Genomic DNA, 20,893 nt, shown 5'->3' on the forward strand with positions numbered 1-20,893 from the left:
AATCAGTTGCGTTGATAGCGCACCCACAGGCATCCGACAAGTCCTTGCGCGGAAAAACAGTTACGCCTGTTCGATCTTGTTCAATGGCGCGGGGCTTTTGGCCGCCGCAGTTTTGCCTTCCGGCAACAGCAGACACAGGAAGATTGCCGTCAGCCCGCCGCTGGTGATCGCCGAGTCGAACAGGTTCTGCACCAGTTTCGGCAGCAGGTGCAGCAGGTTCGGTTGCGCAGCGATGCCGAGGCCAACGCCGAACGAAGTGGCGATGATCAGCATGCTGCGCCGGTCCAGCGGCGACTGCGCGAGAATGCGCACGCCCGCCGCCGCCACCGCGCCGAACATCACCAGCGTCGCACCGCCCAGCACCGGTTTCGGTATCTGTTGCAGCACCGCGCCGATCATCGGGAACAGGCCGAGGCAGAACAGGATCGCGCCGATGTACAGGCCGACGTAGCGGCTGGCGACGCCCGTCAGCTGAATCACACCGTTGTTCTGGGCGAAGGTCGTGTTGGGGAACGCGCTGAAGGTCGCCGCGATCATGCAGCTCACACCGTCACCGAGCACGCCGCCACGCAGGCGACTTATATAAGAAGGGCCGCTGATGGGCTGGCGGGCGAGCATGCAATTGGCGGTGAGGTCACCGACGGTTTCGAGGGTGCTGATCAGATAAATCAGCGCGACCGGCAGGAAAGCTGTCCAGTCGAAGTTGAATCCGAACTTGAACGGCGTAGGAAAACTCACCAGCGGCAAGTCAGGCAATGGCTGCGGCAGCAAATTCCCACTCAACCAAGCCGCTAGACTGCCGAGCACCAGTCCGATGATGATCGCCGACAGCCTTACCCACGGCGTATTCGAGCGGTTGAGCAGAATGATCGTCAGCAGCACAAATACGCCCAGGGCGAGATTGCCCGGCGCGCCGAAGTCCGGCGCATTGAAGCCGCCACCCAGATCGGTAATGCCGACCTTGATCAGGCTGATGCCGATCAGCGTGATCACAATACCGGTCACCAGGGGGGTCACCACTCGGCGCAACTGGCCGATGAAACGGCTGAGCACGATTTGTACGATCGCGCCGAAAAAGCACACGCCGAAAATCATCGCCAGAATATCTTCAGGGCTGCCGCCGCGTTGCTTGACCAGAAACCCGGCGGACAGCACCGCGCCGAGAAAAGCGAAACTGGTGCCTTGCAGGCAGATCATCCCCGCGCCAATGCCGAATGGCCGCCGCGCCTGGATAAAGGTGCCGACACCCGAAACCATCAGCGCCATGCTGATCAGATACGGCAGATGCGCCGTCAGCCCGAGCGCCGAGCCGATGACCAGCGGCGGGGTGATGATACCGACGAAACTGGCCAGCACGTGCTGCAACGCGGCGAGGATCGCGGCGAGTGGTTTGGGACGGTCGTTGAGGCCGTAGATCAGTTCACTGGACGAATCGGAATCTGGCTGCATGGCGCTGGGCTTCTTCAAGGATCGGATTTGATCCTGCTCTGCAAAAAGCTGTCCACTTGCTCAACTTATTCTCTCTGTAGGAGCTGCCGAAGGCTGCGATTCCTTGATCTTGCTGTACTTCACCAATGTTGCGGTCCCTATCAACGCGTAGCCGCCAGACTCTCCAAAAAGCTTTCCAGCACCAAATGAGGGCGCCGCCCCTTGCGCGTGACCGATGCCAGACTCAAATCATAAAACCGCGTGCCGGCCTTGAGCGCGCGCAACCGCCCTTGCTGCACCCAAAGGCTGGCGTAGTGATCCGGCAGATAACCGATATAGCGCCCGGTCAGAATCAAAAACGCCATGCCCTCTCGATCCGACGCACTGGCGGTGCAATTGAGCGCCTGATAATGCGCCTGAATTTCTGCTGGCAACCGGAAGGTCGGCGCAATCGCGTCCTGGCTGTCGAGACGTTGATCCTCGAGCTGTTTATCGTCGACATAAAACAGCGGATGCCCCACCGCGCAATACAGCAGCGAACGCTCGCTGTACAACGGCTGATATTCCAGTCCCGACAGCGCACTGGCCTGCGGCACCACGCCGACGTGCAAGCGTCCGTCGAGCACACCTTGTTCGACTTCGTTTGGCGCAATCATGCGAATCTGGATCTGCACATCCGGCCCACGCTCCTTCAGTTGCGCGAGGGCGTGGGTGATGCGCATGTGCGGCAGGGTGACGAGGTTGTCGGTCAGGCCAATGATCAATTCACCCCGCAGGTGTTGGTGCAGGCCGTTGACCTCGGTGCGGAAACTTTCCAGCGCACTCAAAAGCTGCAGTGCCGACTGATAGACCTCGCGACCTTCCTCGGTCAGGGAAAACCCGGCTCGCCCGCGCTGGCACAAGCGCAGGCCAAGGCGCTGTTCCAGATCGCTCATCTGCTGGCTGATCGCCGAGCGTCCTATGCCGAGCACGGTTTCCGCTGCTGAGAAGCCGCCACATTCCACGACGCTGCGAAAAATCCGCAGCAGGCGAATATCAAAATCACTGACCTGGGCCAGCGGATCGGGGCGGCGGCTGCTCATTTATTGTTCTCTTTGTTTAGCGAAGATCTAACTGAAGGTTAGAAGAGTTGAATTTCACCGACTTTATCGCCGTGGCAATTTAGCTGCAACAACGCTTTCCATCTCTCTGACGCTTATGCCCTGCGAGGTTTTGCCCGATGAACATGCCTGAAAACGCGCCGTCGCCACTGGCCAGCCAACTGAAGCTGGACGCGCACTGGATGCCGTACACCGCCAACCGCAACTTTCAGCGCGACCCGCGTCTGATCGTCGGCGCTGAAGGCAGCTGGCTGTTCGACGACAAGGGCCGCAAGATCTACGACTCCTTGTCCGGTCTGTGGACCTGCGGCGCCGGGCACACCCGCAAGGAAATTCAGGAAGCCGTTTCGAAACAACTGGGCACCCTCGATTACTCGCCGGGTTTCCAGTACGGTCATCCGTTGTCGTTCCAGCTGGCTGAGAAGATCACCGAGCTGACCCCGGGCAACTTGAACCATGTGTTCTTCACCGATTCGGGCTCCGAGTGCGCCGACACTGCGGTGAAAATGGTCCGTGCCTACTGGCGTCTGAAAGGTCAGGCGACCAAGACCAAAATGATCGGCCGTGCCCGTGGCTACCACGGCGTGAATATCGCCGGCACCAGCCTCGGCGGCGTCAACGGCAACCGCAAACTGTTCGGTCAGGCGATGATGGATGTCGATCACCTGCCGCACACACTGCTGGCGAGCAATGCCTTTTCCCGTGGCATGCCGGAGCAGGGCGGTATCGCCCTCGCCGATGAACTGCTGAAGTTGATCGAACTGCACGACGCTTCCAACATTGCTGCGGTGTTCGTTGAGCCGATGGCCGGGTCGGCTGGCGTACTGGTTCCGCCGCAGGGCTACCTCAAGCGTCTGCGCGAGATCTGCGATCAGCACAACATCCTGCTGGTGTTCGATGAAGTGATCACCGGTTTCGGTCGTACCGGCTCGATGTTCGGCGCCGACAGCTTCGGCGTGACCCCGGACCTGATGTGCATCGCCAAGCAAGTCACCAATGGCGCGATTCCAATGGGCGCGGTGATCGCCAGCTCCGAGATCTACCAGACCTTCATGAACCAGCCGACGCCGGAATACGCGGTGGAATTCCCTCACGGCTATACCTACTCGGCGCACCCGGTGGCGTGTGCCGCTGGCCTTGCGGCACTCGACCTGCTGCAAAAGGAAAACCTGGTGCAGAGCGTCGCCGAAGTCGCGCCGCATTTCGAAAACGCGCTGCATGGCCTGAAAGGCTCGAAGAACGTCATCGACATCCGTAACTACGGTCTGGCCGGCGCGATCCAGATTGCCGGGCGCGACGGTGACGCCATCGTGCGACCGTTCGAAGCGGGCATGGCCTTGTGGAAAGCCGGGTTCTACGTACGCTTCGGCGGCGACACCCTGCAGTTCGGCCCAACCTTCAACAGCAAGCCGCAAGACCTCGATCGTCTGTTCGACGCGGTCGGCGAAGTGCTGAACAAGCTCGACTGATTTTCCTTCTATATATACCTACACAACCGGGCGCTCCTTTACGGGTGCCCGTGGACCAGAATTCAGGAGTGTTCGATGAGCGTTATCCCGCATTTGATCAATGGCGAACTGGTGACCGAAACCGGTCGCGCGGTGGATGTCTTCAACCCGTCGACCGGCCAGGCGATCCACAAACTGCCATTGGCCAGCCAGGCCACCATTCAGAAAGCCATCGATGCCGCCAAAGCCGCGTTCCCCGCCTGGCGCAACACGCCACCGGCCAAGCGCGCGCAAGTGATGTTCCGTTTCAAGCAACTGCTGGAGCAGAACGAAGCACGCATCTCGCAACTGATCAGCGAAGAGCATGGCAAGACCCTGGAAGATGCGGCCGGTGAATTGAAGCGCGGTATCGAGAACGTCGAGTTCGCCTGCGCCGCCCCGGAAATCCTCAAGGGCGAGTACAGCCGCAACGTCGGCCCGAACATCGACGCCTGGTCGGACTTCCAGCCGTTGGGGATTGTTGCCGGTATCACTCCGTTCAACTTCCCGGCCATGGTGCCGCTGTGGATGTATCCGCTGGCGATCGTCTGCGGCAACTGCTTCATCCTCAAGCCATCCGAGCGCGATCCAAGCTCGACGCTGCTGATTGCTCAGCTGCTGCTGGAAGCCGGATTGCCGAAAGGCGTGATGAGCGTGGTCCATGGCGACAAGACTGCGGTGGACGCGCTGATCGAAGCGCCGGAAGTCAAAGCGCTGAGTTTCGTCGGTTCGACACCGATTGCCGAATACATCTACGCCGAAGGCACCAAGCGCGGCAAGCGCGTGCAGGCACTGGGCGGTGCGAAGAACCATGCGGTGCTGATGCCGGACGCCGATCTGGACAACGCGGTGAGCGCACTGATGGGCGCGGCTTACGGCTCCTGCGGCGAACGCTGCATGGCGATTTCGGTAGCCGTGTGTGTTGGCGACCAGGTCGCGGACGCGCTGGTGGCGAAACTGGTCCCACAGATCAAGGCGCTGAAAATCGGTGCCGGTACGTCGTGCGGCCTGGACATGGGGCCGTTGGTTACCGGTCAGGCGCGTGACAAGGTCAGCGGGTACGTGGACGACGGTGTGGCGGCGGGCGCGACCCTGGTGGTCGATGGTCGTGGTCTGAGCGTAGCCGGTCATGAAGAAGGCTTCTTCCTCGGCGGCTGCCTGTTCGATAACGTCACCCCTGAGATGCGCATCTATAAAGAAGAAATCTTCGGACCGGTACTGTGCGTCGTTCGCGTCAACAGCCTGGAAGAGGCGATGCAACTGATCAACGATCACGAATACGGCAACGGCACCTGCATCTTCACCCGCGACGGCGAAGCGGCGCGGCTATTCTGCGACGAGATCGAAGTCGGTATGGTCGGCGTCAACGTACCGCTGCCGGTGCCGGTGGCGTATCACAGCTTCGGCGGCTGGAAGCGTTCGCTGTTTGGCGACCTGCATGCGTATGGTCCGGATGGCGTACGCTTCTACACTCGTCGCAAGGCGATCACCCAGCGCTGGCCACAGCGTGCGAGCCATGAGGCGTCGCAGTTTGCATTCCCTAGCTTATAAGTAGCTGGAAGTGCAGAAGGCCGACCTCGCAGGTCGGCCTTCGCGTTTTCAAGGCTTTTTTGACTGATATGACAGAAATATGAAAATAGGGGTTGACGGCGAATTCCAGAGGTCTATAATTCGCCCCACTTCCGGCGCAGTCGAAACGGAAAACTCCTTGAGATTCAAAGAGTTATGCGGTTTTCGACAGCGGCTTGCTTCAGATTATCGAAGCCTGGAAGGAGTTGAAAGAGCAGTGATGTTTGGCTCTTTTAACGGCTCGATCTTCTCGGTCGAAAGCGGAGAAAAAGAGGTGTTGACAGCAGCGATTAACGCTGTAGAATTCGCCTCCCGCTAACGAGAGATCGGAAGCGCAAGTGGTTGAAGTTGTTGAGGAATTCTTCGAAAACTTCTGAAAATAATCACTTGACAGTAAATGAGGCTGCTGTAGAATGCGCGCCTCGGTTGAGACGAAAGATCTTAACCAACCGCTCTTTAACAACTGAATCAAGCAATTCGTGTGGGTGCTTGTGCAGTCAGACTGATAGTCAACAAGATTATCAGCATCACAAGTTACTCCGCGAGAAATCAAAGATGTAACCAACGATTGCTGAGCCAAGTTTAGGGTTTCTTAAAAACCCAAAGATGTTTGAACTGAAGAGTTTGATCATGGCTCAGATTGAACGCTGGCGGCAGGCCTAACACATGCAAGTCGAGCGGATGAAAGGAGCTTGCTCCTGGATTCAGCGGCGGACGGGTGAGTAATGCCTAGGAATCTGCCTGGTAGTGGGGGACAACGTTTCGAAAGGAACGCTAATACCGCATACGTCCTACGGGAGAAAGCAGGGGACCTTCGGGCCTTGCGCTATCAGATGAGCCTAGGTCGGATTAGCTAGTTGGTGAGGTAATGGCTCACCAAGGCGACGATCCGTAACTGGTCTGAGAGGATGATCAGTCACACTGGAACTGAGACACGGTCCAGACTCCTACGGGAGGCAGCAGTGGGGAATATTGGACAATGGGCGAAAGCCTGATCCAGCCATGCCGCGTGTGTGAAGAAGGTCTTCGGATTGTAAAGCACTTTAAGTTGGGAGGAAGGGTTGTAGATTAATACTCTGCAATTTTGACGTTACCGACAGAATAAGCACCGGCTAACTCTGTGCCAGCAGCCGCGGTAATACAGAGGGTGCAAGCGTTAATCGGAATTACTGGGCGTAAAGCGCGCGTAGGTGGTTTGTTAAGTTGGATGTGAAATCCCCGGGCTCAACCTGGGAACTGCATCCAAAACTGGCAAGCTAGAGTATGGTAGAGGGTGGTGGAATTTCCTGTGTAGCGGTGAAATGCGTAGATATAGGAAGGAACACCAGTGGCGAAGGCGACCACCTGGACTGATACTGACACTGAGGTGCGAAAGCGTGGGGAGCAAACAGGATTAGATACCCTGGTAGTCCACGCCGTAAACGATGTCAACTAGCCGTTGGGAGCCTTGAGCTCTTAGTGGCGCAGCTAACGCATTAAGTTGACCGCCTGGGGAGTACGGCCGCAAGGTTAAAACTCAAATGAATTGACGGGGGCCCGCACAAGCGGTGGAGCATGTGGTTTAATTCGAAGCAACGCGAAGAACCTTACCAGGCCTTGACATCCAATGAACTTTCCAGAGATGGATTGGTGCCTTCGGGAACATTGAGACAGGTGCTGCATGGCTGTCGTCAGCTCGTGTCGTGAGATGTTGGGTTAAGTCCCGTAACGAGCGCAACCCTTGTCCTTAGTTACCAGCACGTTATGGTGGGCACTCTAAGGAGACTGCCGGTGACAAACCGGAGGAAGGTGGGGATGACGTCAAGTCATCATGGCCCTTACGGCCTGGGCTACACACGTGCTACAATGGTCGGTACAAAGGGTTGCCAAGCCGCGAGGTGGAGCTAATCCCATAAAACCGATCGTAGTCCGGATCGCAGTCTGCAACTCGACTGCGTGAAGTCGGAATCGCTAGTAATCGCGAATCAGAATGTCGCGGTGAATACGTTCCCGGGCCTTGTACACACCGCCCGTCACACCATGGGAGTGGGTTGCACCAGAAGTAGCTAGTCTAACCTTCGGGAGGACGGTTACCACGGTGTGATTCATGACTGGGGTGAAGTCGTAACAAGGTAGCCGTAGGGGAACCTGCGGCTGGATCACCTCCTTAATCGACGACATCAGCTGCTGCATGAGCTCCCACACGAATTGCTTGATTCATTGAAGAAGACGATAGAAGCAGCTTTAAGCTCCAAGCTGATAGCTCTGAGCTAACAGTTACAAGCTCGAAATTGGGTCTGTAGCTCAGTTGGTTAGAGCGCACCCCTGATAAGGGTGAGGTCGGCAGTTCGAATCTGCCCAGACCCACCAATTTTGTTATGGGGCCATAGCTCAGCTGGGAGAGCGCCTGCCTTGCACGCAGGAGGTCAGCGGTTCGATCCCGCTTGGCTCCACCATAAACTGCTTCGCCGTTACAGAGTTTAGAAATGAATATTCGTAGTGAATATTGATTTCTAGTCTTTTGACTGGATCGTTCTTTAAAAATTTGGGTATGTGATAGAAAGATAGACTGAACGTTACTTTCACTGGTAACGGATCAGGCTAAGGTAAAATTTGTGAGTTCTCTTAGTTGAGAAATTCGAATTTTCGGCGAATGTCGTCTTCACAGTATAACCAGATTGCTTGGGGTTATATGGTCAAGTGAAGAAGCGCATACGGTGGATGCCTTGGCAGTCAGAGGCGATGAAAGACGTGGTAGCCTGCGAAAAGCTTCGGGGAGTCGGCAAACAGACTTTGATCCGGAGATGTCTGAATGGGGGAACCCAGCCATCATAAGATGGTTATCTTGTACTGAATACATAGGTGCAAGAGGCGAACCAGGGGAACTGAAACATCTAAGTACCCTGAGGAAAAGAAATCAACCGAGATTCCCTTAGTAGTGGCGAGCGAACGGGGACTAGCCCTTAAGTGGCTTTGAGATTAGCGGAACGCTCTGGAAAGTGCGGCCATAGTGGGTGATAGCCCTGTACGCGAAAATCTCTTAGTCATGAAATCGAGTAGGACGGAGCACGAGAAACTTTGTCTGAATATGGGGGGACCATCCTCCAAGGCTAAATACTACTGACTGACCGATAGTGAACTAGTACCGTGAGGGAAAGGCGAAAAGAACCCCGGAGAGGGGAGTGAAATAGATCCTGAAACCGTATGCGTACAAGCAGTGGGAGCAGACTTTGTTCTGTGACTGCGTACCTTTTGTATAATGGGTCAGCGACTTATTTTCAGTGGCGAGCTTAACCGAATAGGGGAGGCGTAGCGAAAGCGAGTCTTAATAGGGCGTCTAGTCGCTGGGAATAGACCCGAAACCGGGCGATCTATCCATGGGCAGGTTGAAGGTTAGGTAACACTGACTGGAGGACCGAACCGACTACCGTTGAAAAGTTAGCGGATGACCTGTGGATCGGAGTGAAAGGCTAATCAAGCTCGGAGATAGCTGGTTCTCCTCGAAAGCTATTTAGGTAGCGCCTCATGTATCACTGTAGGGGGTAGAGCACTGTTTCGGCTAGGGGGTCATCCCGACTTACCAAACCGATGCAAACTCCGAATACCTACAAGTGCCGAGCATGGGAGACACACGGCGGGTGCTAACGTCCGTCGTGAAAAGGGAAACAACCCAGACCGTCAGCTAAGGTCCCAAAGTTATGGTTAAGTGGGAAACGATGTGGGAAGGCTTAGACAGCTAGGAGGTTGGCTTAGAAGCAGCCACCCTTTAAAGAAAGCGTAATAGCTCACTAGTCGAGTCGGCCTGCGCGGAAGATGTAACGGGGCTCAAACCATACACCGAAGCTACGGGTATCACCTTCGGGTGATGCGGTAGAGGAGCGTTCTGTAAGCCTGTGAAGGTGAGTTGAGAAGCTTGCTGGAGGTATCAGAAGTGCGAATGCTGACATGAGTAACGACAATGGGTGTGAAAAACACCCACGCCGAAAGACCAAGGTTTCCTGCGCAACGTTAATCGACGCAGGGTTAGTCGGTCCCTAAGGCGAGGCTGAAAAGCGTAGTCGATGGAAAACAGGTTAATATTCCTGTACTTCTGGTTATTGCGATGGAGGGACGGAGAAGGCTAGGCCAGCTTGGCGTTGGTTGTCCAAGTTTAAGGTGGTAGGCTGAGATCTTAGGTAAATCCGGGATCTTAAGGCCGAGAGCTGATGACGAGTTACCCTTTGGGTGACGAAGTGGTTGATGCCATGCTTCCAAGAAAAGCTTCTAAGCTTCAGGTAACCAGGAACCGTACCCCAAACCGACACAGGTGGTTGGGTAGAGAATACCAAGGCGCTTGAGAGAACTCGGGTGAAGGAACTAGGCAAAATGGCACCGTAACTTCGGGAGAAGGTGCGCCGGTGAGGGTGAAGGACTTGCTCCGTAAGCTCATGCCGGTCGAAGATACCAGGCCGCTGCGACTGTTTATTAAAAACACAGCACTCTGCAAACACGAAAGTGGACGTATAGGGTGTGACGCCTGCCCGGTGCCGGAAGGTTAATTGATGGGGTTAGCTAACGCGAAGCTCTTGATCGAAGCCCCGGTAAACGGCGGCCGTAACTATAACGGTCCTAAGGTAGCGAAATTCCTTGTCGGGTAAGTTCCGACCTGCACGAATGGCGTAACGATGGCGGCGCTGTCTCCACCCGAGACTCAGTGAAATTGAAATCGCTGTGAAGATGCAGTGTATCCGCGGCTAGACGGAAAGACCCCGTGAACCTTTACTATAGCTTTGCACTGGACTTTGAATTTGCTTGTGTAGGATAGGTGGGAGGCTTTGAAGCGTGGACGCCAGTTCGCGTGGAGCCATCCTTGAAATACCACCCTGGCAACTTTGAGGTTCTAACTCAGGTCCGTTATCCGGATCGAGGACAGTGTATGGTGGGTAGTTTGACTGGGGCGGTCTCCTCCTAAAGAGTAACGGAGGAGTACGAAGGTGCGCTCAGACCGGTCGGAAATCGGTCGTAGAGTATAAAGGCAAAAGCGCGCTTGACTGCGAGACAGACACGTCGAGCAGGTACGAAAGTAGGTCTTAGTGATCCGGTGGTTCTGTATGGAAGGGCCATCGCTCAACGGATAAAAGGTACTCCGGGGATAACAGGCTGATACCGCCCAAGAGTTCATATCGACGGCGGTGTTTGGCACCTCGATGTCGGCTCATCACATCCTGGGGCTGAAGCCGGTCCCAAGGGTATGGCTGTTCGCCATTTAAAGTGGTACGCGAGCTGGGTTTAGAACGTCGTGAGACAGTTCGGTCCCTATCTGCCGTGGACGTTTGAGATTTGAGAGGGGCTGCTCCTAGTACGAGAGGACCGGAGTGGACGAACCTCTGGTGTTCCGGTTGTCACGCCAGTGGCATTGCCGGGTAGCTATGTTCGGGAAAGATAACCGCTGAAAGCATCTAAGCGGGAAACTTGCCTCAAGATGAGATCTCACTGGAACCTTGAGTTCCCTGAAGGGCCGTCGAAGACTACGACGTTGATAGGTTGGGTGTGTAAGCGCTGTGAGGCGTTGAGCTAACCAATACTAATTGCCCGTGAGGCTTGACCATATAACACCCAAGCAATTTGCTGACCTGAAAAGGCGCCAGATTGCGGTGTGTGAAGACGAAACGAACCGAAAGTTCGAAGCGCACAAACACCGACAGCTGTCACATACCCAATTTGCTGAAGCGAGGCCATCTGGCCACGACTCAGTACCCGAATTTCTTGACGACCATAGAGCGTTGGAACCACCTGATCCCATCCCGAACTCAGCAGTGAAACGATGCATCGCCGATGGTAGTGTGGGGTTTCCCCATGTGAGAGTAGGTCATCGTCAAGATTAAATTCCGAAACCCCAATTGCGAAAGCAGTTGGGGTTTTGTTTTGCCTGCGAGAAAGTTCTTACAACCTTCGCAGACCTCGTCCGGCTGTCACAACCTGCCGACAATGCTAAGGTTCTGCCTCGGCTTTTGTGATTTTCCAAGGAATCTATATGTCGGACGCCCAGTCCCTCAACGCTGCATTCATGGTGGTTCAGAGCAACAGTCTCGATGAACTGCGCAGCCTTGTGGTCAGCATCATGCGGCGCTATCCACTGGCACCCTTGGAAAACGAAATCGCTTTGGTGCAAAGCAACGGCATTGCCCAGTGGCTCAAGCTGGCACTGGCCGAGGATCCCGAAGACGACGACCTTGGCGGCTGCGGGATCGCGGCAGCGATTGATGTGCAATTGCCCGGCAGTTTCATGTGGCAGCTCTACCGAATGGTGCTGGGACGAGAAGAGATCCCGGCGAAATCCCTGCTCGATAAAGCCCCGCTGACCTGGCGCCTGATGCGTCTCTTGCCACAGGTAATCGACCAACCACATTTCGAACCGCTGCAACGCTTCCTCACCCACGACACCGATCTGCGCAAGCGCTACCAGTTGTCAGAGCGCCTCGCGGATCTGTTCGACCAATATCAGGTTTATCGGGCCGACTGGCTGGAGGACTGGGCGGAAGGCCGCCACCAACTGCGCAATGTCAGAGGTGAAGTAAAGCCGCTGCAGCCGACCAGTTGCTGGCAGGCAGAGTTGTGGCGAGCGCTGCTGAATGATGTAGGCGAACAAGGCATGGCGCAGAGTCGCGCAGGCGTGCATCAACGTTTCATGGAGCGCATCAACACACTCGACAAGGCCCCGGCTGCGCTGCCGCCGCGCGTGATTGTGTTTGGTATCTCTTCGTTGCCTGCGCAGGTACTGGAAGCGCTCGCCGGTCTGGCTCGCTTCAGCCAGGTACTGCTTTGCGTACACAACCCTTGCCGCCATCATTGGGCGGATATCGTCGCCGACAAGGATCTGTTGCGGCATCAGTACAAACGTCAGCAGCGCAAAAGTGGAATGCCCGTCGTGCTCGATGCCGAGACCCTGCATCAGCACGCGCATCCGCTATTGGCCGCGTGGGGCAAGCAAGGTCGCGACTACATTAACCTGCTCGACAGCTACGACGATCCCAACAGCTACCGCGCAGCCTTTCGTGACGGACGCATCGACCTGTTCAGCGAAAATCAACCACACAACATGCTTAACCAGCTGCAGGACGACATTCTCGAGCTGCGTCCGCTCAACGAGACGCGCGAACTCTGGCCAGCGGTCGATGCAACGCAAGACCATTCAATCCGTTTTCACATCGCGCATAGTGCCCAGCGCGAAGTCGAGATCCTGCACGATCAACTCCTGGCGCGGTTCAGCGCAGACCCGGATCTGCGCCCCCGAGACGTAATCGTCATGGTCCCTGATATCGACAGCTATGCGCCGCATATCCGTGCGGTTTTCGGTCAGCTCGATCGGCATGACTCACGCTTCATCCCGTTCACACTGGCGGATCAGGGCCAACGTGGACGCGACCCTCTATTAATCGCGGTCGAGCACCTGCTCAAACTTCCGGACAGTCGTTTCCCGGTCAGCGAGATCCTCGACCTGCTCGATGTCCCGGCCCTGCGTGCTCGGTTTGGTGTAGAGGAACGCGACCTGCCAACTCTGCACCGCTGGATCGAAGGCGCAGGCGTGCGATGGGGCATGAGTGCTGAACAACGTGCCGGCCTCGGCCTTCCTGAAGAACTGGAGCAGAACAGCTGGCATTTCGGCCTGCGCCGAATGCTATTGGGTTACGCTGTCGGCAGTGCCGACGCGTGTGCCGGGATCGAGCCTTACGACGAAATTGGTGGGCTTGACGCTGCCTTGATCGGGCCGCTTGTCGCGCTGCTGGATGCCTTGGAAATTGCTCACCAGCAACTCACCCAACCAGCTCAACCGAAGGAGTGGGGTCTGCGCTTGCAGGCGCTGATGCAGGTGTTCTTCCAGGCCAGCAACGAGCATGACGACTACCTGCTGGCCCAGCTGGAAGAGCTTCGCGAAACCTGGCTCGAGACCTGCGAGGCAGTGGGGCTGACTGACGAGTTGCCGCTGACTGTCGTTCGCGAAGCCTGGCTCGCCGGGCTCGATCAGGGGCGTTTATCGCAACGATTTCTCGCCGGCGCGGTAAATTTCTGCACCTTGATGCCGATGCGTGCCATTCCTTTCAAACTGGTCTGTCTGTTGGGCATGAACGACGGCGATTATCCCCGCGCCCAACCGCCACTGGATTTCGACCTGATGGGCAGCGATTACCGCCCTGGCGACCGCTCAAGGCGTGAAGATGACCGCTACCTGCTGCTCGAAGCGCTCCTGTCTGCACGCAATCAGCTCTACATCAGTTGGGTAGGTCGCAGCATCCGTGACAACAGTGAGCGACCCGCCTCGGTGTTGATCGGCCAGTTGCGCGATCACCTTGCCAGCGGTTGGCGTTCAATCGATCCAAGCCAGGATCTGTTGGAAGCGCTGACCGAAGAACATCCTCTGCAACCTTTCAGCGCCCGCTATTTCCACGAAGGCGAGCAACTGTTCAGCTACGCCAGCGAGTGGCAAGTGTTGCATCAAGAGCAAGTGCATCAAAACGAGACGCCGTTGCTCGCGCCGTATGTTCAGGAAGAACCGCTGACGCTGGCTTTACTGCAGGATTTTCTGCGCAACCCGGTGAGGCATTTTTTCACCCAACGACTCAAGGTCTATTTCGAGGCCGCGCAAGCGCCGTTGGCCGATGAAGAACCTTTCGTGCTGGACGCGTTGCAGCGCTACACGCTGAGCGACAGTTTGCTGGAAGCCGCACTCAACCAGCCGGATGATTTCGATCAGGCACTGCAAGCCCGGGCGCTGCGCTTGCAAAACAGTGGTTTGTTGCCGATGGCGGGTTTCGGCGAATGCCTGCAGCGTGAACTGATCGAACCGCTGCCGGATCTTCTGCAGCGTTATCAACAGTTGCTGACGTTATGGCCGACGCCGTTGACCAGTGCGATCCCGGTCAGTCTCGACTTGCAGGAGCTGCGTCTGGAGGGCTGGCTCGCAAGTCTGCACCAGCGCGCCGATGGCGGCCTGCTGTCAGTCACGACCATTCCCAACAGCATCGGCTCGATCAAAACGCGCAAGTGGCACCGGCTGACCAAACCGTGGGTCACCCATCTGGTTGCCTGCGCCAGCGGGCATGCGTTGACCACAGCATTGGTCGCGAGTGACGACACATTGTTGCTTGAGCCCATGGAGCGAGACCGAGCGCTGCGGTTCCTCGGTGACCTGCTGCTCGCCTGGCAAACCGGCATGCGCCAGCCCTTGCCGATTGCGATAAAAACCGCATTCGCCTGGCTGTCGCAATCCGACCCGATCAAAGCCGAAGCCGCGGCGCGAAAAGCCTATGAGGGTGACGGCCAGACCAGCGACGGCGAGCGGCGCGAAAGCCCGGCGCTGCTCCGACAATATCCCGACTTCGATGCATTGTTGGCAGACGAAACCTTCACCGGCTGGTGCGATGCGCTATACCGCCCATTATTCGAAGCGCCCTGGCGTTCCTTGTCCAACGAAGGCGCACGTTCATGAGTACCAGGACACCGTTGGCTCTGGCCTTCCCGTTGCGCGGCAGTCAGTTGATCGAAGCGAGCGCCGGCACCGGCAAGACCTTCACGATCTCGGCGCTTTATCTGCGGCTGATTCTCGGCCATGGCGGCGAGACAAGCGGTTTCGCACGCGAATTGCTGCCGCCGCAAATCCTCGTAGTGACGTTCACCGACGCTGCCACCAAAGAGCTGCGTGAGCGCATCCGAACCCGCCTGGCCGAGGCTGCGCGTTTTTTCCGCGACGAGATTCCCGCTCCTGACGGACTGATCGCCGAACTGCGCGATCAGTTCGATCCATTGCAATGGTCGGGCTGCGCCAACCGCCTCGATATCGCCGCGCAGTGGATGGACGAAGCTGCCGTCTCGACCATCCACAGCTGGTGTCAGCGCATGTTGCGTGAGCACGCGTTCGACAGCGGCAGCCTGTTCACGCAGTCGCTGGAAACCGATCACAGCGATTTGCTTGGCGAAGTGCTGCGCGATTACTGGCGACTGTTTTGCTATCCGATGCAGGGCGACGCGCTGAATTGGGTGCGCAGTAATTGGGGTGGCCCCGCAGCGTTGTTGCCTCGGGTCCGCGGCTTGTTCGCCAGCGAGCGTGATACCGATGAAGGCAAGGTGCCGGCGGACCTGATCGCTGAATGTTTGCTGGAGCGTCGAGCGGCGTTGGTCGAGCTGAAAATGCCTTGGCGTGCCTGGGCAGACGAGCTGCTTGCTCTCTGCCAGGAAGGCGTGGCCAGCAAAGCCGTCGATGGCCGCAAGATGCAGGCGCGATATTTCGAGCCCTGGTTCGAGAAGCTCAAGACCTGGGCCGAAGACGAGTCGCTCGAGCAACTGGACATTGGCACCGGCTTCACTCGACTGACACCTGATGGCATGGCCGAGGCCTGGAAAGGTCAGGCGCCGAGCCATCCGGGGCTGGACGCCATGTCCGGCCTCAAGTCGAGCCTCGATGCTTTGCCGACGCCGGATGCCGCTGTTCTGCAACACGCCGCCAAGTGGGTCGGTGCACGCTTTGAAGAAGAGAAGCGTCGCCGCGCGGAAATGGGCTTCGACGATATGTTGCTGCGTCTGGATGCCGCGCTGCAATCGGAGGGCGGCGAGCGTCTGGCGACGCTGATCCGCGAGCAGTTTCCGGTGGCACTGATCGACGAATTCCAGGACACCGATCCGGTGCAATATCGGATCTTCGAGAGTATCTACCGCATCGAAGACAATCATCCTGACACCGGCCTGTTCCTGATCGGCGACCCCAAGCAGGCGATCTATGCCTTTCGCGGAGCTGACATCTACACCTACCTGCGCGCACGTCAGGCCACTACCGGCCGCTTGCATACGCTCGGCACCAACTTCCGCTCCAGCCACGGTATGGTGACAGCGGTCAATCACGTATTCGAACGCGCCGAGTCCCGAGAACAGGGACGCGGCGCGTTTTTGTTTCGCGAGAAAACCGGGGAAAACCCGGTGCCGTTCCTTCCCGTCGAGTCCCAGGGACGCAAGGAAACACTGCAGATCGCCGGGCAAGACGTCGCGGCGCTGAATGTCTGGCTATTGCCGAGCGATCAACCGCTGTCCGGCGCAGTCTATCGCCAGCAAATGGCCGCGGCCTGTGCCAGTCAAATCACCGCGCTGCTCAATGGCGGGCAAACCGGCAGCGCTGGGTTCATCCAGGCAGACGACTTCAGAGGTTTGCGTCCTTCGGATATCGCGATCCTCGTCCGCGACGGTAAAGAGGCTCAAGCCGTGCGAGCTGAACTCGCCGCCCGCGGGGTACGCAGTGTTTATCTCTCGGACAAGGACTCGGTCTTCGCCGCGCAAGAGGCGCATGACCTGCTGGCCTGGCTGAAGGCTTGCGCCGAACCCGATGTCGAGCGTTCGCTCAAGGCCGCGCTGGCATGCACCACGCTGAACCTGCCACTGATCGAGCTGGAGCGCCTGAATCAGGACGAAATGGTCTGGGAAGCCCGGGTCATGCAGTTCCGCGGCTATCGCGAACTCTGGCGCAAACAGGGCGTGTTGCCGATGCTGCGCCGCCTGCTTCACGATTTCCACTTGCCGCAGACCCTGATGCAGCGCAGTGATGGCGAGCGCGTATTGACCAATCTTTTGCACCTGTCGGAACTGATGCAGCAGGCCGCTGCTGAACTCGACGGTGAGCAAGCGTTGATCCGCCATCTGGCCGAGTTGCTGGCACTGTCCGGTCAGGCCGGCGAAGAACAGATTCTGCGCCTGGAAAGCGACGAGCAACTGGTCAAGGTGGTGACCATCCACAAATCCAAGGGCCTGGAATATCCGCTGGTATTCCTGCCATTCGTTTGTTCGGCGAAACCGGTGGATGGCAGTCGCTTGCCGTTGCATTACCACGATGCTGCGGGCAAAGCACAGATCAGCCTCAAGCCGACCGACGAGTTGATCACCCAGGCTGATGATGAGCGTCTGGCCGAAGACTTGCGTCTTCTGTATGTCGCATTGACCCGCGCGCAACATGCCTGTTGGCTGGGCGTCACTGACCTGAAACGCGGCAATAACAACAGCTCGGTGCTGCACCTGTCGGCGCTGGGTTACTTGCTGGGGGGCGGTGCTGCTTTGGGCGAGTCCAGCGAATTGAACCGTTGGCTGCAAGAGCTGCAGCAAGACTGTCCGGCGATCGACATCGGCGAAATGCCTCAGCCTACTGACGAACATTACCAGCCGCCGCGCAATGAAGCGGTCCTGCGAGCCACGCTACGGCCCAAGCGCAAAGCCAGTGAAAACTGGTGGATCGCTTCCTATAGCGCGTTGCGCATCAGCGACGTATTGAGCGTCGGTAGCGATGAAGCACCGGACAGTCCGCAGGCGCAAAAGCTCTTTGACGATGAGCGCCTCGACCCCGACGCGCCACGCGAAATCACCAGCGGTGGCGCCGATATTCACCGCTTCCCGCGTGGCCCCAACCCGGGCACGTTTCTGCATGGCTTGCTCGAATGGGCGGGCGCTGAAGGTTTTGCGGTTACCCGCGAAGCGCTGGAGGATGCGATTGCCCGGCGCTGCAACCTGCGCGGCTGGCAAGGCTGGATCACCACCCTGACTGACTGGCTGCAGCATTTGCTCAAGTCGCCTTTGCCGATCGCTGGCGGGCAACCGCCGGTGGTTTTCGAGCAACTGAAGCAATACCGCGTCGAGATGGAATTCTGGTTCGCCAGCCACAAGGTCGACGTGCTCAAACTCGACGAGCAAGTGCGCCAGCACACCCACAATGGCGTCGCCCGCGTGGCGGCGGAGCCAGTGCAACTCAACGGCATGTTCAAGGGTTTTATCGACTTGACCTTCGAGCACGCTGGCCGTTATTACGTCGCCGATTACAAATCCAATTGGCTCGGCGTCGATGATCAGGCCTACACCGTGCAGGCCATGGAGCAGTCGATCCTCGACAACCGTTACGACCTGCAATATGTGCTGTATCTGTTGGCATTGCATCGCCAGTTGAAGGCGCGGTTGGCGGATTACGATTACGACCGGCATGTCGGTGGGGCGCTGTATCTGTTCCTGCGCGGGACGCGTGCTGAGAGTCGCGGGGTGTACTTCGTGCGTCCGCCACGGGAATTGATCGAACGCCTCGACCGGATGTTCCAGGGCAAACCCGAACCCAAGTCCGAACCCGCCTGGGAACAGGGAGTCCTGCTATGAGCCGAACATTCGCCGATCTGCTGCCGACACCACTGGAAGCGGACAGCCTGTCGAAACTCTCGCCGCTGACCCGCGCCGATGATTTGCTGTTATTGCTGAGCCGTTGGGTCGAGCGCGGCTGGCTGCGTGCGCTTGACCGGGCCTTCGTCGCCTTCCTGCACGAACTCGAGCCCGAGACCGATCCGCTGGTGCTGCTCGCCGCGGCGCTTACCAGCCACCAGCTGGGGCATGGTCATGTGTGTCTGGACCTGTTCGAGACCCTCAAGGCGCCGGATTTTGCACTGTCGCTGCCGCCGGAAGGCGATGTGCAGGGCGGTGTTTTGTTGCTGCCTTCGCAACTTCTCGAAACGCTGGACGGGGCCCATTGGTGCAAAGTGCTGGCAAGCAGCTCGCTGGTGGCCCTGGCCGCTGACGCGAGGGATACGGCGCACACACGTCCCTTGGTGCTGTCCTCGAAACGCCTTTACTTGCGCCGGTACTGGACGTACGAGCGCCGCATCGATGCCGCGTTGCGCCAGCGGCTGATGCAGCAGGAACCGACGCCAGATGATCTGCCCCAGCGTCTGAATGAATTGTTCGGCGGCGCGGAATCTGCGGCTGTCATCGACTGGCAAAAACTCGCCTGTGCACTCGCCACGCGCAGCGCCTTCAGCATCATCACCGGCGGCCCGGGCACCGGCAAAACCACCACGGTGGTGCGTTTGCTCGCGTTGCTGCAGGCACCGGCCGTAGAGGCTGGCCATCCGTTGCGCATTCGTCTGGCCGCACCGACTGGCAAAGCCGCTGCGCGCCTGACCGAGTCGATCAGCCAGCAAGTGCAATCGCTGCAAGTCGCCGAAGCGGTGCGCGCGGCTATCCCCAGTGATGTCACCACCGTGCACCGTCTGCTCGGTAGTCGACCGGGGACCCGACACTTCCGTCACCATGCCGGTAACCGCTTGCCGCTGGATGTGCTGGTGGTCGACGAAGCCTCGATGATCGACCTGGAAATGATGGCCAATTTGCTCGATGCGATGCCGGCCCATGCTCGGCTGGTATTGCTGGGCGACAAGGATCAGTTGGCCTCGGTCGAGGCCGGTGCGGTGTTGGGCGATCTGTGTCGTGACGCCGAGGGCGGTTGGTACAGCCCGCAGACGCGCCAATGGCTGGAGTCGGTCAGCGGCGAGTCGTTGCAAGGCAGCGGTTTGCATGAAGACCGCGACGGCGCGCATCCGCTGGCGCAACAGGTGGTGATGCTGCGTCACTCGCGCCGCTTCGGCGAGGGCAGCGGCATCGGTCAGCTTGCGCGACGGGTCAACCAGCAATCGGCCGACGAGGCGCGCCAGTTGCTCGCTACCGGTGGCTATGAAGACGTGTATTCGCTGCCGCTCAAGGGTGAGCATGATCACAAGCTTGAACGCCTGTTGCTCGAAGGTCATGGCAACGGCCCGCAAGGTTACCGCCATTACCTGAGCGTCCTGCGCGACCAGCGTCCACCGTCGACGCGGCCACTTGAGCATGCGGACTGGACCGATTGGGCCCGGGAAGTCCTGCAGGCGTTCGATACGTTCCAGTTGTTGTGCGCCGTGCGCAAAGGCCCATGGGGCGTTGAAGGCTTGAACCAGCGCATCACCGCCGCGTTGCTCAAGGCGCGGCTGATCGAGAGCGATCAGCAGTGGTATGAAGGTCGGCCGGTGCTGATGACACGCAATGACTATGGTCTGGGCCTGATGAACGGCGACATTGGCATCGCCCTGAAACTGCCCGAGCGCGATGGGCCCGAGATCGGCAAAACGGTTCTGCGCGTGGCCTTCCCGCGTAACGATGGTCAGGGCGGCGTGCGCTTCGTGTTGCCGAGTCGACTCAATGACGTCGAAACCGTGTATGCCATGACGGTGCACAAATCCCAGGGCTCGGAGTTCGCGCACACGGCGCTGATCCTGCCGGATGCGCTGAACCCCGTACTGACCAAAGAGCTGATCTACACCGGTATCACTCGCGCCCGGCACTGGTTCACCTTGATCGAGCCGCGTGCCGGCGTGTTCGAGGAGGCGGTGCAGCGCAAGGTCAAGCGTCTGAGCGGGCTGATGCTGGAACTGGAGGAGGTCACCGAGCCTCGGGAATGAAGCGCTGAATGATCGGCAACGATTGCTGACCAACCGGTCAGGGGCAGGCGCCTCGCTGGCGTTTCGACGCTGTGCT

8 protein-coding genes, 2 tRNA genes and 3 rRNA genes are annotated in these 20,893 nt (G+C 58.2%); 11 read left to right on the forward strand and 2 right to left on the reverse strand.

Going from position 1 to position 20,893, the window contains the following annotated elements; genetic code table 11:
- Positions 1-60: 60 nt before the first annotated feature.
- Entirely contained in the window at positions 61-1,449 is a 1,389-nt protein-coding gene (locus BLU71_RS25405; RefSeq protein ID WP_083354150.1) for a uracil-xanthine permease family protein, read from the reverse strand.
- A 140-nt stretch (positions 1,450-1,589) separates the two neighbouring features.
- On the reverse strand, positions 1,590-2,510 hold the full coding sequence (locus BLU71_RS25410; RefSeq protein ID WP_083354151.1) for a LysR family transcriptional regulator: 921 nt from the start codon (positions 2,508-2,510) through the stop codon (positions 1,590-1,592).
- Between the two features lie 137 nt (positions 2,511-2,647).
- Here BLU71_RS25410 and BLU71_RS25415 point away from each other — a divergent pair, with 137 nt between their 5' ends.
- The 11 genes from BLU71_RS25415 (at position 2,648) to recD (ending at position 20,817) form a co-directional block, all read left to right on the forward strand.
- Complete coding sequence (locus BLU71_RS25415; protein WP_042609779.1) at positions 2,648-3,997, forward strand: aspartate aminotransferase family protein; 1,350 nt, start codon at positions 2,648-2,650, stop codon at positions 3,995-3,997.
- A 75-nt stretch (positions 3,998-4,072) separates the two neighbouring features.
- Positions 4,073-5,566, forward strand: a complete 1,494-nt coding sequence (locus BLU71_RS25420) for a CoA-acylating methylmalonate-semialdehyde dehydrogenase (RefSeq protein ID WP_024011478.1) — start codon at positions 4,073-4,075, stop codon at positions 5,564-5,566.
- 157 nt (positions 5,567-5,723) lie between these two features.
- Complete coding sequence (locus BLU71_RS27425; RefSeq protein WP_159245001.1) at positions 5,724-5,903, forward strand: hypothetical protein; 180 nt, start codon at positions 5,724-5,726, stop codon at positions 5,901-5,903.
- Between the two features lie 293 nt (positions 5,904-6,196).
- Positions 6,197-7,733 (forward strand): 16S ribosomal RNA (locus BLU71_RS25430).
- Between the two features lie 123 nt (positions 7,734-7,856).
- A tRNA-Ile gene (locus BLU71_RS25435) sits at positions 7,857-7,933 on the forward strand.
- Between the two features lie 10 nt (positions 7,934-7,943).
- Positions 7,944-8,019 (forward strand) — tRNA-Ala (locus tag BLU71_RS25440).
- Between the two features lie 238 nt (positions 8,020-8,257).
- Positions 8,258-11,151 (forward strand): 23S ribosomal RNA (locus tag BLU71_RS25445).
- 156 nt (positions 11,152-11,307) lie between these two features.
- A 5S ribosomal RNA gene (gene rrf / locus BLU71_RS25450) occupies positions 11,308-11,423 on the forward strand.
- The 16S, 23S and 5S rRNA genes sit together here with 2 tRNA genes alongside, the layout of an rRNA operon.
- A gap of 153 nt (positions 11,424-11,576) precedes the next feature.
- Positions 11,577-15,029, forward strand: a complete 3,453-nt coding sequence (gene recC / locus BLU71_RS25455; protein WP_083354152.1) for an exodeoxyribonuclease V subunit gamma — start codon at positions 11,577-11,579, stop codon at positions 15,027-15,029.
- Positions 15,026-18,712 carry an exodeoxyribonuclease V subunit beta gene (gene recB / locus BLU71_RS25460; protein WP_083354153.1) on the forward strand — a complete coding sequence of 1,229 codons (3,687 nt, stop codon included), beginning with the start codon at positions 15,026-15,028 and terminating at the stop codon, positions 18,710-18,712. Before recC ends, recB begins: the two co-directional genes overlap by 4 nt.
- Positions 18,709-20,817, forward strand: a complete 2,109-nt coding sequence (recD, locus tag BLU71_RS25465) for an exodeoxyribonuclease V subunit alpha (protein ID WP_064364540.1) — start codon at positions 18,709-18,711, stop codon at positions 20,815-20,817. Before recB ends, recD begins: the two co-directional genes overlap by 4 nt.
- Positions 20,818-20,893 lie beyond the last annotated feature (76 nt).

The sequence above is a fragment of the Pseudomonas moraviensis genome, assembly GCF_900105805.1.
GTDB lineage: Bacteria > Pseudomonadota > Gammaproteobacteria > Pseudomonadales > Pseudomonadaceae > Aquipseudomonas > Aquipseudomonas moraviensis_A.